The organism is Streptomyces sp. PTY087I2 (assembly GCF_001687325.1).
Classification (GTDB): Bacteria; Actinomycetota; Actinomycetes; order Streptomycetales; family Streptomycetaceae; genus Streptomyces.
In genome coordinates, this window is the sequence record NZ_LZRD01000001.1 from 228,663 (window position 1) to 244,330 (window position 15,668).

Below are 15,668 nucleotides of genomic sequence, written 5' to 3' on the forward strand. Positions count from 1 at the left end.
TTCGACCCCTGGGCCGCCGGGCCCGACTACCCCCTCAGTGGTCGTCCCAGTGACCCTCATGGGCGGCGTGGCGGTGGCCATCATGCACGTAGTCGGTGTGATCCCCATGAGGGACCGCGACGTGACCGCACCCCTCACCATGCGCGTGGGTGTGGCCGTCATGGGCGACGTGGCCAGCGGTGGCGCACTCGTCGACGTGACTGTCGTGAATCTTGTGGAGGTGGCCGTCGTGCACGTAGTCGGTGTGGTCACCGTGCGGGACGGCGACGTGTCCACACCCCTCACCGTGCGCGTGGCCGTGATTGTCGTGCGTGCGATGCTCAGCGGCTGTAGTCATTACTGCTCCCTGTTCGTCGTTCGGTGCAGGACAAGGCGGAACCCTGCCTTGCGCCACACACATGGCGACATCAATATATAGCAACCCTCGCATGTGTGCGGTGGATGCGCCACGCGAGGCGAACATCAAGAGGCTCGGCCGCCAGCCCGGCGCTGGTGACGGCGCGTTTGAGAACGCCTCTCACCAGACCGTGCCCTCGAGTTACCTTCTCGGCGAGGATTTCCTGATCCACTCCACCCACCCCGCCCACGAGAAGACCGGCGAGCCCGTCAACTGGCTGCGCCTTCCCGTCCTCGACCGCGGGTGAAACGCTAAACAGGCCGACAAGGGCGGCTTCATCCAAGAGGCTTCTGGGCGCAAGCCGTCCCCGCTCCAGCCCTTCATAGACGTCCAGCAGATTGCCCGCGCCGCTGGCGTGTACCTGCCCGAGTAGGCGGCCCACACAGCTGAGCGCCCACCCTAAGGCCCCGGGGCGGGCACTCTCGCCCTCAACGTCACCGCGCGCCACCAGTACCCAGAATCAGGTTGCGGAGGTAGCTGCCAGCAGCCGAGTCTGTGACGATGCACCCCATCGAATGGATGAGGGCCGACGAAGCCCTCGACGTCCACCTCGGGAAGATGGTCCGCCAGGCATCAACGCTCGAATACTTCCTTGAGCAGACCGCCAAAGCACTCAGCGGCAGCCCCTACGGTGCCCTGCTGGTCAGCGGAGAGAACGTCAGCCGGGTCATAGCAGGGTGCAGAGCACTCATCCTGGCCCGCGAGGACGCCACAGACGAATGGCGCGCCAGGTTCAAGGAAACCCTCGACGACTGCGGGAAAGCGTTCGAGCGGCGGAACCGCTACGTTCACGGCGCAGTCAGCTGGCAGGGCCCGGACGGGCTGCCCGGCACCTCCCGTAGTAGGCGCCTCAAACCCGAACCCGACTTCGTCCCCCTCGACATGGCAGACCTCACCGGCCTGACCAGAGAGCTCAACCGCCTCACCTTCCGTGCCGCAGCGTGCTACGTCGCGGTGCTTGATGGCTTCCCCCCTCACCTAAGCGAGGCATACCACGAGGAGGACTGACGGCGCACGGAAGGAAGCACCCGCCCCCACGATCGGTATCAGGCGCTCGCGCCATCCTCACTTGCCGACGCCCCCAGAGCCTCAGCCTGCAACAGGCAAACTATGGCCGCCCTCGGATCCGCTTCCCCCCGCCGTCTCGCCCAGCACCTCAACCGCCTGCGTCACGATCCTGGCCAGGCCCAGACGCACAGCCTCCAACTCATCCGTTCCAGGCCCTCCAACAGGACGTCCGCTCCCCTTCGTCATCCCCGGCAACGACCAGCGGCAGGCCGTAGCTACCGGGAGCCGAAGTCGGGGAAGGCCGCGGCGAAGATCACGGCCAAGGAGTGGTTCACCTCGAAGCGGAAGATCAGCCCGACCACCCGCCGGGACTACCGGGATCTCTTCGACAACTACGTCATCCCGAAGTGGCGTGACTGGCAGGTCTCGGCGATCAGGGGAGGACGTGCCCGCCTGGCTGACCAAGCTCGAGACCAAGCCCGGCAAGTCAGGGAAGCTCCTCGGGTCCGCGCGGATCATCAAGGCTTACCGGGTGCTGTCGATGGTGATGAAGCACGCCGTGTTCTCGAAGCGCATCAGCACGAGCCCGTGTCACGACCACGAACTCCCGCGATCGGACGATGAGGATCAGCACGTCTACCTCACTACAGCCAGCCGGAGCACCTGGCTCCCGCAGCGGGCGAGTACCAGCTGATGATCTTCACGTTGGGGTACAACGGCATCCGGTAGGCGGAAGCGTCCGCCATCAAGACGGGCCGGCTGCTGGTGCCGAAGCGGGGAATACGGATCGTCCAGAACTTCACCGACGTCGGCGGTGTGCGCGAAGCCAGTTGCAGTCCTCCACAGTCCGACCGGGCCGCCGGTCTCGCTCCTCGCGCGAGGGCCCCGAGGAGTACCTCGACTAGGGACGCTAGCAGCGTCAACGGGGGGCTCGGTTCCGGAATATCCCTCTGGCGATTTCGATTCCCCTTAGTAGTTATCTCAGGAGGGGGCCCTGGTGGGCGAGCTGATGCTGTTCCGGCGAGACGCGGACGGGCAGGACGTCGAGCTGCGGGGTTCGACGGTGGCGCTGGAGGTGGAGCTGCAGCGGCGGGTCGAGGCCAGTCTGGAGCAGATGCTCGGCATCCGGTTCCTGGCGTCGGAGTACCCGACCGGTCCGTGGCATCGAGGGCGGATCGACACCCTTGGGCTGGACGAGAACGGTGCCCCGGTGGTGATCGAGTTCAAGAAGGGCTCCGACAGCGGGGTGCTGTCGCAGGCCGTCTCCTACCTGTCCTGGCTGGACTCGGCGCACCACGAGTTCGAGGCGCTTGTCCGGAGGATGCTGGGCGCGGAGGCCGTCGAGTCGATCGACTGGCGTCGACCGCGGATGGTCTGCATCGCGGCCGGCTTCTCCCACCACGATCGCATTGCCGTGCAGCGGCTGCCCGAGCGGATCGACCTGGTGCGCTACCGCGTCTTCGACGGCGGCCTGCTGAGCCTGCTGCTCGTCGACTCCTCACCAGGCTCCCCGAACCCGGCTGCGTCCCGGCGGCACCGGGAGCGGGACGCCGCAGCCGTCAGCGCGCCGACGGTGCCGGCCGGTCCAGCGGCGGGAAGTGCCGGCCTCGTCCCGGAGTGCCTGCGGGACCTGTACGCGGAACTGGACGACGCCCTGACGGCGTGGGGCGAGGTCGAGGTGGCAGCGCTTCGGCATTACATCGCCTACCGGCGGCTGGTGAACGTGGCATCGGTGCTGTTCCGTCCGAGGCACGAGGCGATCCTGGTCTACCTCAGACTCGACCCGGGCTCGGTCGTGCTGGAGGAGGGCTTCTCCCGGGACATGCGCGGCATCGGGCACCTGGGCACCGGGGACGTGGAGGTGCGCCTCGCGTCGGCGGACGACCTGGAGAGGGCAACGCCGTTGATCCGGAAGGCGTTCGAGGCGGCCTGACGTAACGAGAAGGGCGGCTGGAGCATCGATTCTCGATGCTCCAGCCGCCCTTCGGCGTCTGCGGCCCGTTGGCCCCGGGCTCTCTTCGCTCTCATGATCATGCCTCCGGTCCGGCCAGGGCGACGTCGTCCTGCGTCAGCTCCGCGCGGAGCCGCTGCTCGGCCACGTCGGCGTAGTGCGAGGACAGTTCGACGCCCACGAAGCGGCGGCCTTCGCGCAGGGCCGCGACGCCCGTGGAGCCGCTGCCGGTGAACGGGTCGAGCACCGTTCCGCCTTCGCGGCAGATCTGTACGAGCTGCTGCATGACCTCGACCGGCTTCTGGGTGATGTGCACCCTGCCCTTACGGGGCTGGGACGCGATGAAGTGTCCGGGCAGGTAGAGGTCCCGGCCCTTGGCCAGGCTGCCCTTGACTCCCCAGGTGATGAATTCGGCGGACTGCTTGAACCCGCCCTTGCGAGGCCGGCTGGCGGGCTTGATCCACGGGATCGTTCCGCTCCAGGTCCACCCCGCCATCTGGAGGGCGTCGGACGTGGTGGGCTCCTGGCGCCAGTCCGAGAAGACGACGGCGACCGCGTGCTCGGTCGATGCCCGGTATGCCTCGGTCAGCAGCTCGGTCAGCCAGGAGCGGTACGAGCGCTGGTCACGGTTCTCGCCGGGGAAGGTGGCGAGGTCGTGCGCCGAGTTGCTGGTGACGTACTTCGCTCGCGCCGTTCGACCGGTGCGCTCGGAGCTGGTTCGGCCACCGCTGTTGTACGGGGGGTCGGTGATGAACGCGTCGACGCTCTCATCCGGAAGGGTCTTCATCACGGTGAGGGCGTCGCCTCGGTGCAGCGTGTAGCTCATGTGGAGGGCCTCTTTCAGGGCATGACGGGGCTGTTCCCGCTCCGGACCATGCTCAACGGCACTCATCTCGGGCGGGGTTGTGCCGGAGATTAGCCGTGATCTCCGGCCGGGCCTAACGAGGTGTGCCGTGCTGCGGCCCCGGGTCCGGGAGTCGTTTGGTGCGGCCGGATTCCCGGTCTACTGTCTCGCCGTGTCACCGGGACGAAGCCTCGCTTCACCCCTGCTGAGCTGTGCTTATCCGTGCTGTCTTGTCCTATCGAGCAGCCCGGGGCGGCACGCTTTTCCCTCGTTCCACGCGCCGTCAGGAGGCAAGGTGTACCGCCTGAGATTACGAGCGCGGCTCGCTGCCGCGCTTGACCGGAGACCGGTGTCCGGGAGCTACCAACTCCCTTGACCCGGGCCCGCCCTGAGAGGCGGACGCACATCGGCGCGGTGCCGACGGCTTTGCACGAGAGGTCGGCACCGCGCCTCCTACGAACACGAGGAGCCGCTGCGATGCAGCATGCCCTGATACGCCCGCACCCCTCCACGCCCACGTCTCTCGGCGTACCCCGCCCCGCTGTTGACCGGCGGTCGCGATGAAGAAGGCCCTGGGAGCCGTCGCCGGTCTCTGTGCCACCGGATCCCTGCTGGCCCTGCCGCTTCTCGGCTACGCCGCCAGCAACGCCTCGGCGGCCACCTGCCCCGTCGGCGGTGAGCAGTCGGTGGACAGTGCGGCCGTCGCCAAGCAGGTGAAGGCGATTCTGGACGGGGGCGAAAAGGACTCAGTGTCCGTGCCGGGTCTGGACGCGCCCGCCGAGCAGATCCCGCACGCCAAGACCATCCAGGCCACCGGCGTCGCGATGAACGTCCCTCCCCGGGGGCAGGTCGTTGCCCTGGCCACCGCTCTGCAGGAGAGCGGTCTGCGGAACTTGAACTACGGCGACCGTGACTCGTTGGGGCTTTTCCAGCAGCGCCCGTCCCAGGGCTGGGGCTCGGCGACCGAGGTTCTCGACCCGGTCCACGCGAGCACCAAGTTCTACGAGGGGCTCAAGAAGGTCTCGGGCTGGGAATCCCTGTCCGTAACTCAGGCCGCCCAGGCAGTGCAGCTGAGCGGTTACCCCGAGGCGTACGCGAAGTGGGAGCCGCTGGCGACCGCCCTGCAGCGCGCGATCGAGCCGCTGCTCACGAAAGGCGACGACGCGTCGGCCGCTCCCTCCGGCCCCGGAGGAGTTCCGGCCGCTGCAGGGGGCTGTACGACCGGTTCGGACGGGACCGACTTCGGCACCATCCCGCCCGGATCGGTACCCGACGAGTACCAGATCCCGGCGGACGCTCCGGCCAAAGTCCAGACGGCGATCCGCTGGGCTCTGGGCCAGCTCGACACCCCGTACCAGTGGGGCGGGAGCTGCGCCGACTCGCACGGCAAGGACCCGATGGGCCGGTGCGACTGCTCGTCCCTGATGCAGGGCGCCTACAAGGCCGCCGGGGTCTCCCTCACGCGGACGACCTACACGCAGGTCAAGGAAGGCAAGCCGGTAGCGGTCGGCTCCGTACGGGCGGGGGACCTCCTGTTCACCGAGGGGTCCGCCGCCACGCCGGAGCACGTCGGCATGGCGATTGGCCACGGGCTGATCGTGCACGCGCCGAAGACCGGTGACGTCGTGCGCATCACGACCTTCGCCTCCTGGAAGCCGCAGATCCTCGCGGCCCGCCGCGTCGTCTGACCCGGCCTCTCCCCTCCCCTCCTCCTCTCTTCTCGCGTCGCCGCTCCACCTCTCGGGCTTCGGCGTGCACTAAATCGAACTGGAGTTCGCTATGTATCTGGCCGACAAGGTCATCCAGCTCGCCTACGACCCCGGCATCAAGCCGAACGAGGGCGGGCTCCCCGGCCTTTCCGTCCTCAAGCAGGTGATGGGCTCCATCAACCTCTTCGGCCTCGTCGCCATCGTCGGCGCGCTCGCCGTCAGCGCGGGCGTCTGGGCCTGGGGCCATCACAGTGGTGGGCACCAGGCGGAGGCGAACGGCAAGAAGGGCGTGCTGGTCAGCTCTGGAGCTGCCCTCCTGCTCGGGGCAGCGAATGGGATCGTTGCCTTCTTCAGCACGCTGGGAACGCAGGTCCGCTGATGCCTGCCCACTCCTCCAACCCCGGCGGCGCATCTCGCGTGCGCCGCCGGGCGCTGCTCGGCACCGCCGTCCTGGTGGTGCTCGTCGCCCTCGCCGGCCTACTCGCCTTCCTCACGCGCGACGCCAGGGCCCCCTCCACGCCCACACCACACAGCAGTTCGGCGACACCGCCTCCTTCCAGCGCGGCGCCGTCGGCATCGCCGCCTCCGCACGCGAATCACCGGGCTCTGCCTCGACCGCCGAAGACGCACGACCCGATCGTCTACGGAAAGGCGGCGGCAGCGGCGCTGTGGTCGTACGACACCCGGGCCTACTCCCAGCAGGCACTGCTGTCCGGGCTGCGCAAGTGGATGACCGGAGAGAAGAAGTACGTCGACACCGCCTCGGTCGCCAAGCTCGTCCCGTCGCCCGTGCTCTGGAAGCAGATGGCGGACAACGGTCAGCGCGCCAAGGGGGTCGTGAACGAGGGGCACTTCCCCGACTCGTTCACCCGGGCTCTCCAGGACGATCCCGGAGCGATCACGCAGACCTACCTGTACGCCGTGACGGTCTCCGGCAAGCAGTCGATCGCGTGGAAGGGCTCCCCGGCCGGAGGCGCGGAGAGCCGCGTCACCACCCTCGCGGTCCAGTGCCGCCCCTCCTCTCCCTGCACGCTGGCCGGTGTTCTGCCGGCCGTCGCGCCCTGACCCCACCCTCAGAAAGGAGGTATCGCCATGGGAGTCTGCGACTTTCCGCTGATGGACAAGGTCTGCGGCGCGGTCGATTTCGCCAGCAACCCGGCCGGGGCCGTCACCGACGGCATCGGGGCGTGGATCGCGAAGTCCGCGGGTGAACTCGCGGCGAGCGCTGCGGATCTCGCCGCCGACGCCGTGAACTCGACCACCGCGATCGACCTCAACGCTCAGTGGTTTAGGACCAACTACGAGCTGTTGCTTCCGGTCGGCCTCGCGCTTACCGTCGGCTTCTTCTGCATCGCCTTGGTGTCCGCCGCCTGGAGGCGGGACGAGCGTGCCCTGGCGCAGGCTGCGGTCGGCACGATGACCGGGATCCTGTTCAGCTTCTGCGCCGTCGCCTTCACGTCCGTCGCGATCACGGTCGTCGACGTGCTGTCCGACGGCCTGTTCCAAGCCGCGAACACCTCGGTGGACGACGCCATCCGCCGCATCATCAACGTTCAGCAACTTGGAGCGATGTACGGCCTGGGCTGGGGCGTCCCGTCCCTGGTCGCCTTCGGCTGTGCCATCGGCGCGTTCATGTACTGGTGCGTCATGGTCGCGCGGAAGGTCGGCGTGCTGATCCTCGTCTCCCTGGCAGTCTTCGCCGGAGCGGGCGGCGGCTGGGAGGTGGCGAAGCGCTGGCGGCGCGGCTGGATCGAAGCCACCGCAACGCTCGTCGTGTCAAAGCTCCTGATGACCGTGGTCTTCCTCATCGGCGTCTCGGCGATGGGCAAGGCCGACTCGCAGGACGGCATGGCCGCGCTCTCCGACGCACTGGCCGGACTCGTCGTCATGATCCTGGTGCTGCTCTGCCCCTACGCGACGTACAAGTTCATTCACTGGGCCAGCGACGGCGGCGGTAACGACGATCTGCACCGCACCGGCGTCGCCGGAGTGGCGGTTGCCGCAGGCGCCGCGAAGACGGCCGGCACCCTCGCGATGCAGGCCGGCACCGGCACCCCCGCCCCGCAGGGGCCCAGCGAGGTTCCCGGCGCGGGGAGCGACGGTGTCACCTCCGGCATCAACCCCACCGGCGGGAACCTGAGCAAGGAGGGCATCGACTCCGGACCGCCGAAGGCCCGGACGAACTTCCGGTACGGCGAAGACCCGGACGCCTCCGGTGACAAGGGGCGGGCCCTCATCCAGCGGCCCGGCATCCCACCGCTGATCAACCGACCCGGCGGCACGGAAGCCGCCGATGGCGAGGACGGCTCCGCAGCCCAGCCCGCTGCGGTGTCGATTCCGGGCGGGAGCATGCCGCGCGTCGGCTCGGCAGCTCCGGGCGGCCCCGGGTCTCCGCCGCCGACCGGCGGCGGTCCATCGCCCACCGGGTCCGAGACGAACTGGGTCTTCCCGACCCGTCCGCCGTCCGGATCCTGACCCGCCACGAGTACGGGGGCGGGCTGGCACCCAGCAGTCCGCCCCCGACTCCCCCGATCACCACCGAAGGAGCCCTGCCATGTCCTCCAGAAGAGCGCCGCGCCCTCCGCCCTGCCGCACTCGCACCCACTGTCTGGACCCGCCATGTCTGCCCGATCCCAGGCCGAAACCGCCTCGGCCACCGTCAAGTTCCCGCACCGCAGTCGCCGAGGCGTACTGCTCGGCCTCACCGTCCCCCAGCTCATCGTCGCCGGGCTCACCGGGCTGCTGCTGCTCGCCGTGATCATGACCCGCGGCGTCGTCGGCGCGCTCCAGCTCATCCCGCTGTGGAGCGCCATCGCCCTGCTCGTGTTCGTCCGCAAGCGCGGTCGGTCCCTCGCCGACTGGACTCCGATCGTCCTCCGGTACGCGCTGCGCCGGATGCGGGGCCAGTTGATCTGGCTCGCCCGCCCGTCCCGACGTCCCGTACGTGAGGGGCACCTCAATCTGCCGGGCACCTCCGCCAGCCTGCGTGTCGTCACCGCGCCCGACCGGCGGTACGGCGCCGTGCACGATCCCCACACCGGGTCGCTGACCGCCGTCGTCAAGGTCTCCTCCCGCGCCTACGCGCTCCTGGACCCGGGCACGCAGAACGCGAACGTCGCCGGGTGGGGCCGGGCGCTCGCCGCGCTGGCCCGTACCGGGCACGTCGCCCGCATCCAGGTCGTCGAGCGTACGGTCCCCGACAGCGGTGACGCCCTTCGCCGGTACTGGGAGGAGCACGGCCGGCCCGACACCCCGCTCGCGGGCGCGATCTACACCGAGCTGATCCAGAGCGCGGGCCCCGCCGCCGCGCCGCACGAGGCGTACGTCGCCATCAGCCTGGACGCCAAGGCCGCACAGCGGCTGATCAACCGGGCTGGCGGCGGCCTCCCCGGCAGCTTCAGCGTCCTGGCCCAGCTGACATCGACCTTCGAACAGGCCGCGCGGACCGCCGGACTCAACCCCACCGGCTGGCTCACGGCTCGCGAGATAGCGGCCGTCGTGCGCACGGCGTACGACCCCAAGGCCCTGCCCGCGCTGGACCGCTGGTCCGCCTCCGGCCGCCCCGAGGCCGAGCCCGCCGCCGCCGGCCCCGTCGTGGTCGTGGAGAAGGGCGACCACATCGTCTCCGACTCCGCGTTCCATTCCACCTACTGGGTGGAGAACTGGCCCCGCACCACGGTCGGAGCCGGGTTCCTGCACCAGCTCCTGTTCACGGCGGGCGTGCGCCGCACGCTCTCGCTCGCCTACGAGCCGGTGAGCGTGGACGCCGCCCTGCGCGACATCCAGCGTAAGAAGGCGAGCGTGGTCGCGGACGCCGCCGAGCGCGCACGGCGTGGCCAGGTCGAATCCGAGGCGGACGCGATCGAGTACCAGGACATCCAGGCGCGTGAGCGTCAGCTCATCGCCGGCCACGCGGATGTGGCCCTGACGGGTCTGCTGACCGTCTCCGCTGACTCCGAAGACGAGCTGCGCTCCGACTGCGCGGTGGTGGAAACCGCGGCGGTCGGCGCCGGGCTCGACCTGCGCCCGCTCACCTGGCAGCAGGCCAGCGCCTTCACCGCTGCGGCGATGCCGCTCGCGCTCGCCGCCTGACGCCCGCGCCTCCCCGCGTCCGGAAAGAGCACCCTCATGTCCCGTACCCCTGCCCCGCCCGCGCAGGACTTCGTACCCTTCGCGACCGCCGCGCTCGACTTCCACCGAGCGCTCAACCTCCCCGCCGGCCCGCTCGTCGCGTCCCGGGACGAGCTGGACGCCCTGCACGCCCACCTCGTGTCCCTGCACGGGCTGCTCGACGCGCACACCTCACGCACCGGTCCCCTCGTACCGGTCGAAGGCGATCACCTCCACGGTGCGCGCACCCGTATCTGGCAGGCCGCCGACCACATCCACAGCGCCTACCACGCATCCCCCCGGCCCGGCTCCGGCGAGCTTCCTACCCGGGAAGCGTGCCGCCCCGGACTGCCCGAAGGCGCTCCGGAACTCACCATCTGCCAGCGCCACCAGCGAACCGCCCGCCTCGTACGGCGCCACTCCAGCCCCGCCGACCTGCGCGCGCCGTTCACCGGCCAGATCCGCCACTGACCACTCACCCCCCGGAGAAACGTTCATGCCCAGGACCCGCGCCAGCGCCTCCCACCTGTTCGTCCCCCGCAAGGCATCCCGCGCCCAACAGCGCGCGGCCCGCGCCGGTTTCGCCGCCGCCCGCCGCCAGGCACAACTGGCCGGGGCACCGCCCAAGCACCGCAAGGAGGCCGCCCTCGACCCGGAGCTGCGACCGGTCTACCCGGCGTCGGGGCGGCCCGGACCTGCCTCGGCGCGCGGCAGCAAGCTGCGGCTGCCCGCTCACCGGATGACGACCGCCACGGTCAGCGGCGCTTACCCGTTCTTGGCCGAGGGCGGACTCGGCTCGTCCGGGATCTTCATCGGCAGGGACGTGCACGCGGAGGCCGCCTTCTGCTACGACCCGTTCGCCCTGTACAACAGCGGGCGGATCGAGGGCTTCACCAACCCCAACGCGGTGTTGGCGGGAATCATCGGCATGGGGAAGTCGGCGCTGGCGAAGTCCATCGCGACGCGTGCCATCGCCCACGGTTACAAGATCTATGTGCCCAGCGACCCGAAGGGTGAATGGTCGAACGTGGCACAGGCTCTCGGCGGCCACACCATCGCCCTGGGACCGGGGCTCCCCGGACGTCTCAATCCTCTGGATGCCCCGGCGCGGCCCGCGTCGGTGACCGAAGAGGACTGGTCCGCCGAAGTACGCAAACGGCGTCTCGCGCTGCTGGCCAGCCTTGCCCGCACCGTACTGAACCGCGATCTGCTGCCGATGGAGCACACGGCCCTCGACCTCGGCCTGGACCTGGTCGTCGCCGAGGCCAAGGTTCGCGGCACGGTGCCGCTCCTCGGCGACATCGCCGATGTCATGGGCTCGCCGGACCGCCTCGACCGCGGCTTCGGCCGCCCCGCCGACGGGATGGGTCACGCAGCTCAGGACCTTGCCCACGCCCTGCGTCGGCTCGTACATGGAGACCTCAGCGGGATGTTCGACGCCCCCTCGACCGTCGCCTTCGACCCGACGACGCCGATGCTCTCGATCGACCTCTCCCGGCTCGGCAACTCAGGCGACGACACCGGTCTGGTTCTGGCGATGACCTGCGCCAGCGCCTGGATGGAGTCCGCTCTCGCAGACCCTGGCGGCGGCCGACGCTGGGTGATCTACGACGAAGGATGGCGCGTCCTGAAGCACATCGCGCTGCTGGAACGGATGCAGAGCCAGTGGAAGCTCAGTCGAGGGCTCGGCATCGCGAACTTGCTGGTCATCCACCGGCTTTCCGACCTGCTCAGCGCGGGCGACGCCGGATCGCGCGGCCGGGTACTGGCCGAGGGGCTCCTCGCGGACTGCAGCACACGCATCATCTACCGGCAGGAGAGCGATCAACTAGCAGCGGCAGCAGCACTGTTGGGGCTCACTGGAGTAGAAACCCAGGCCGTCTCCTCCCTCACCAAGGGCAGGGGCCTGTGGAAGGTCGCCGGTCGGAGCTTCGTCACCCAACACCTCCTCCACCCTTCCGAACGCGAACTCTTCGACACTGACGCACGCATGTCGGGATAGCTCAACCGCTTCTAGCCGCAGTCGAGTTGCTTACCTTCACGGATCGCCTGCTTCCCGAGACGGGCTGCACCCCTGCGGTGATTCTCAGTGTCCGCGAACCGCCGGACGACTGGAAAGGCCGGCCCAGCCCAGCCCAGCTCACCACTGGGCCGTCGTGCCGAAGCCCGCCTTCGGACGCGGTTCCGCCGGGACGCAGAGGAACCCGTCGGCGTCCACCCGCCGCCATCCCTCTTCGCTGCCGCATTCGCGGTGGCGCCGCCACCGGAACCAAGGACTCAACGTGCCCACTTCGTCCAGCTCTCCCTCACCTAACGAAGATCAGTCACCGGCAGGCAACGACCACATGGCGTGGCGGCAACACGTCCCGGCACTGGCCTCCGCTTCTGCCGGTATCAAGCAGGCAGAAGACGCCTGGGACGCCGTCTCGGACTACTTCTGCGACCACGACGGTTGGCCGGTGGACGAGAAGGGCTACGCGGACGGCAAGGTCGTACGCGACGCCCAGGCGTGGAAACACGTCGAGGTCTTCCTCGCTCACGGTCCCGAGGTATTGGCCGGGGTCCGCGCTGCCGCTACTGGTGCCGATTACCTCGGGGAGCCGATCAGTGAGGACCTCCGGCGCCTGAGCAGCATCGACGCCGCCCTGAAGCGCGCCGGACAGATCCAGCGCGAGTGGGACGACGTCATGACGATCATGGACGGCTCCCTCCCCGGCACCCGGGCGCTCTACGAGGGCCGGGCCCGTGAAATCCGGAACGCCGAGGGCTGGCACGACGCGCACGAGCTGTCGCTGCACGGCCCGGCGCTGGTGCGGGCCGCTGAATACGTGACCTCTCGGCCGGAACCCGAGCAGCCCTCGCAGACCGAGCGGGTGCGGGTGGCGCTCAAGCGATCGGCCTCCGGCACCAGCACAGCTCCACCAACCCCGCCCCCTGTGCCTCCGGCGTCGCCGACACCTCCCCATCGGTCCCGCTGACGCCACTACCACCGCATTCCGGCTCGGCCAAACCTGCCGATCTCCGGATCCTCATAACACCGGTACCCATACACGCGCCCCTCACGTTGACCCGTGTCGTCGACTCTGGGGCGCTCAGCCACGGAGACCATCGATGCCCCCCGATCAGCCCCTGGTTACCCTCCAACGGGAGGGCGCGCGTGTCACCGCGCGTACAAGCGGGCCCGCTGCCTCACGGGCGCCGGACAGCGACCCGGAGCAGGAACGCGGGTACGGGCACCTCACATCCCCCCTTCGGCAACGCGGCCTGGTCTGCACCGTCGAGTACGGCCTCAGCGACTACTTCGTCCATGCCTCGCTTCCAGACGGCAGCGACGTGATCATCTCGCCGCCGCAGGAACCGTCCAGCGAGCACCCACCCGGGTATCCCGAGAGCTGGCTCGTCACCCGCCACCGCAGCGATGAGCCAGCAGCCTACGAAGTGATCTACGACTCGGAGCCGGACGGCCCGCACGCCCGGCACCGCGGCGACGTCACAAGGTTGCTGGCCGCCGTCGACACCCGTCTGGATCAGCTCGGCGTACCTCCACGAACAGAGCCGAAACGGTTCGCTCACGACATCGCCGCCGACGCGGTGCTCCACCGCGCGGGCTTCGTCCCGGCCGTCGAGTTCGGCGGTGGGCACTACCACCGGCTGCCCTCGGCCATGACCGACCCTGAGGAGCAGCGGCTGGTGGTGACCCGGGCCTTCGACATGCTGCGGGCCGACGGCTTCGATGTCTCGTGCGACCCTGACCTGCTGGAACACGACATGCCTCCCCACTGGATCCCGGAGACGAGCCTCGGCGACCGCCTCGGGTTTCTGGCCAAACACATCCAGGCGTCGACGCATACGCGCGACATGGTCGCCAACCTGAGCGAAGTGACCGCCCCGGGCGACGGCGTTCTTCAGCGGGTCGTGGAGATCCTCGACACGACGGCCGAGTGGTGGGAAGGGTTCGGCGAACCAGCCGATCACCGCTACGCGCAGCGTCTGCGCACCATCGCTGAGAGCCTCGACTCCTACGCGATCGAGCTGCGCGCGATACGCGGCGATCTGGCCGACCGCCATGCCGTGCGCCCCGGGAAGGACCGGGTCCGCGAGAACCAGGTCGCTGCGTCGACGCCTGCGCCACCACGGGTACGTGCTGCTCTCGCGCCCTCGCCGACGGCTGCGCAGCGCCGTGCTTCCTCGGCGCTCCCTTCCACGGCGGCGGCCGTCAGTCCCGTACCTCCGGCCCGCCCCCCGTCCGCCCCCGGTCGCTGACCGCCTCCCCTCTCAGAGTCCTCCGTGCCTCGTACCACCAGAGCCATCCCGGACCTGGCCCCTGCCCTGCACGCCCACACCGGATGGATCAGCCATGCCCACCCATTACCAATCACTTCCCGATGTCGCCTTCGGTCACCACCCTGACCACGGCATCGTCGCCGCGAACCCGAAGCAACTCGTCTCCACCGTGTGGATGTTGGCTCGGTTCGACTTCCACCCCGTACCGGACCAGCCGACGCTGTACGCACTGGCTGATCAGCAGCGTGACGGACCGGGGCGTACCTCCCGGGCAGTCGCGCTGCTGCGCGAGGCCGGCTACCAGGTCGACGTGGACGCCGCGTACGACCCCTCGCTGGCCTCCCGTGCGAACTCCACCCGTGACCGGGCCCCGCGCGCAGATCCCGAGGTGGCGTTCGCCGAGCATCCGCAGCTCGGCATCGTTGCGGCCACCAGCGACCACTCCTCGGCGCTCGGCGGCCAGCTCATCCTGGAGGAGCACGGCTGGCGGCTGGACCCGAATCTGGACATCTACACGCTGCCCGTCACCGCCGACCGCACCGAGTCCGTGCAGAAGGTCGCCAGCGCCACGGTGGCGATGCAGCGGTCCGGTCTCCAGGTCGCTGTTCATCCCCACCTCGCCCACGACGCGGCGCTGCGCCGCGCTCCCGCGCCCACGAGCGCCGAGCGCCTCCTCCCCGGTCAGGGCGCCACGCCCAACAAATCTCGCGACGCCGCCGCGCTCGCAGCGAGCCCAGCGCGCTCGGGCCTCCGGGACAAGGCGCCGACTCCCGCCGCCGCTGCCTCCGGAGCTTCAGGTCGCCCCGTCGACCCGCGCATCGCGTTCTCCCGAAATCGCTAACTCACCTTCCGTAAGGAGCAGTTCTCATGGCTGTGAAGACCATCTGGCCCATCACCCACTCGTGCGGCCACCACACCGAGCGCGACCTGTCCGGCCGGGCGGCCGATCGCCGCGCGGGCTTCGCCGAATGGCTCGCCAAGCAGGAGTGCACGGACTGCTGGCGGGCCGCCAAGGTGGGGGACGAGCAGGACAAGGCGGCCTGGCTGGAGGCCAAGCGAGCCGAAGAGCAGGCCGAGTCGGAAGCCTGGTCGGAGCAGTACCGGATGCCTCCGCTGGAGGGGACCGAGCGGGCCGTCGCCTGGGGTGTGCGCTGTCGTCATCAGGTCCTCGCCGCCGCCTACACCGCCCTGGTACTCGAAGGGGAAACCGATGAGAAGGAGTGGGAGGCGATCGAGGAGGCCGCGCGCTTCGTCACTCGCGCCGGCTGGTGGATCGACCAGCGCTCCTCCGAGCCCGGAGACCTCGCCGAGCTGCTCCAGGCCGCCACCGAGGCCGACCGGCCGACGGAGAACCCCCACTTCTGA

The 15,668-nt window shown here is 69.6% G+C and carries 16 protein-coding genes; 14 read left to right on the top strand and 2 right to left on the bottom strand.

What is annotated here, in order from left to right:
* Window positions 1-34: 34 nt before the first annotated feature.
* Window positions 35-337: a hypothetical protein gene (locus A3Q37_RS37540; protein ID WP_079137592.1), complete on the bottom strand. Its 303-nt coding sequence runs from the start codon at window positions 335-337 to the stop codon at window positions 35-37.
* A 561-nt stretch (window positions 338-898) separates the two neighbouring features.
* Between A3Q37_RS37540 and A3Q37_RS01010 the strand changes: the two genes are divergently transcribed.
* From A3Q37_RS01010 to A3Q37_RS01020, 3 genes are all read left to right on the top strand, one after another.
* Window positions 899-1,405: a hypothetical protein gene (locus A3Q37_RS01010; RefSeq protein ID WP_141693531.1), complete on the top strand. Its 507-nt coding sequence runs from the start codon at window positions 899-901 to the stop codon at window positions 1,403-1,405.
* Between the two features lie 445 nt (window positions 1,406-1,850).
* On the top strand, window positions 1,851-2,099 hold the full coding sequence (locus A3Q37_RS37545) for a hypothetical protein (RefSeq protein WP_065476170.1): 249 nt from the start codon (window positions 1,851-1,853) through the stop codon (window positions 2,097-2,099).
* A 303-nt stretch (window positions 2,100-2,402) separates the two neighbouring features.
* On the top strand, window positions 2,403-3,338 hold the full coding sequence (locus A3Q37_RS01020; protein WP_065476173.1) for a DUF5655 domain-containing protein: 936 nt from the start codon (window positions 2,403-2,405) through the stop codon (window positions 3,336-3,338).
* A gap of 97 nt (window positions 3,339-3,435) precedes the next feature.
* Here the strand turns inward: A3Q37_RS01020 and A3Q37_RS01025 are convergent, their stop codons facing one another.
* Window positions 3,436-4,182, bottom strand: coding sequence for a DNA methyltransferase (locus tag A3Q37_RS01025; RefSeq protein ID WP_065476177.1), 747 nt, complete (start codon window positions 4,180-4,182; stop codon window positions 3,436-3,438).
* Window positions 4,183-4,760: 578 nt separating this feature from the next.
* Between A3Q37_RS01025 and A3Q37_RS01030 the strand changes: the two genes are divergently transcribed.
* The 11 genes from A3Q37_RS01030 (at window position 4,761) to A3Q37_RS01080 (ending at window position 15,668) form a co-directional block, all read left to right on the top strand.
* Window positions 4,761-5,888 (top strand): C40 family peptidase, encoded by a 1,128-nt coding sequence (locus tag A3Q37_RS01030; RefSeq protein ID WP_065476180.1) that lies wholly within the window; start codon window positions 4,761-4,763, stop codon window positions 5,886-5,888.
* Window positions 5,889-5,979: 91 nt separating this feature from the next.
* Complete coding sequence (locus A3Q37_RS01035; RefSeq protein ID WP_030578070.1) at window positions 5,980-6,288, top strand: DUF6112 family protein; 309 nt, start codon at window positions 5,980-5,982, stop codon at window positions 6,286-6,288.
* Window positions 6,288-6,974 (top strand): hypothetical protein, encoded by a 687-nt coding sequence (locus tag A3Q37_RS01040; RefSeq protein WP_065476183.1) that lies wholly within the window; start codon window positions 6,288-6,290, stop codon window positions 6,972-6,974. Before A3Q37_RS01035 ends, A3Q37_RS01040 begins: the two co-directional genes overlap by 1 nt.
* A gap of 27 nt (window positions 6,975-7,001) precedes the next feature.
* Window positions 7,002-8,384, top strand: coding sequence for an ATP-binding protein (locus A3Q37_RS01045; RefSeq protein ID WP_065476186.1), 1,383 nt, complete (start codon window positions 7,002-7,004; stop codon window positions 8,382-8,384).
* Between the two features lie 144 nt (window positions 8,385-8,528).
* Entirely contained in the window at window positions 8,529-10,001 is a 1,473-nt protein-coding gene (locus tag A3Q37_RS01050) for an SCO6880 family protein (RefSeq protein WP_065476190.1), read from the top strand.
* A gap of 36 nt (window positions 10,002-10,037) precedes the next feature.
* Window positions 10,038-10,490, top strand: a complete 453-nt coding sequence (locus tag A3Q37_RS01055) for a DUF6238 family protein (RefSeq protein WP_065476193.1) — start codon at window positions 10,038-10,040, stop codon at window positions 10,488-10,490.
* Between the two features lie 25 nt (window positions 10,491-10,515).
* Window positions 10,516-12,021: an ATP-binding protein gene (locus A3Q37_RS01060; protein ID WP_065476195.1), complete on the top strand. Its 1,506-nt coding sequence runs from the start codon at window positions 10,516-10,518 to the stop codon at window positions 12,019-12,021.
* A gap of 343 nt (window positions 12,022-12,364) precedes the next feature.
* Window positions 12,365-12,997 carry a hypothetical protein gene (locus tag A3Q37_RS01065; RefSeq protein ID WP_065476198.1) on the top strand — a complete coding sequence of 211 codons (633 nt, stop codon included), beginning with the start codon at window positions 12,365-12,367 and terminating at the stop codon, window positions 12,995-12,997.
* A 355-nt stretch (window positions 12,998-13,352) separates the two neighbouring features.
* Window positions 13,353-14,282, top strand: coding sequence for a hypothetical protein (locus A3Q37_RS37550; protein WP_255311688.1), 930 nt, complete (start codon window positions 13,353-13,355; stop codon window positions 14,280-14,282).
* Between the two features lie 94 nt (window positions 14,283-14,376).
* Window positions 14,377-15,144, top strand: coding sequence for a hypothetical protein (locus A3Q37_RS01075; RefSeq protein WP_065476206.1), 768 nt, complete (start codon window positions 14,377-14,379; stop codon window positions 15,142-15,144).
* 26 nt (window positions 15,145-15,170) lie between these two features.
* Window positions 15,171-15,668, top strand: coding sequence for a hypothetical protein (locus A3Q37_RS01080; RefSeq protein WP_065476208.1), 498 nt, complete (start codon window positions 15,171-15,173; stop codon window positions 15,666-15,668).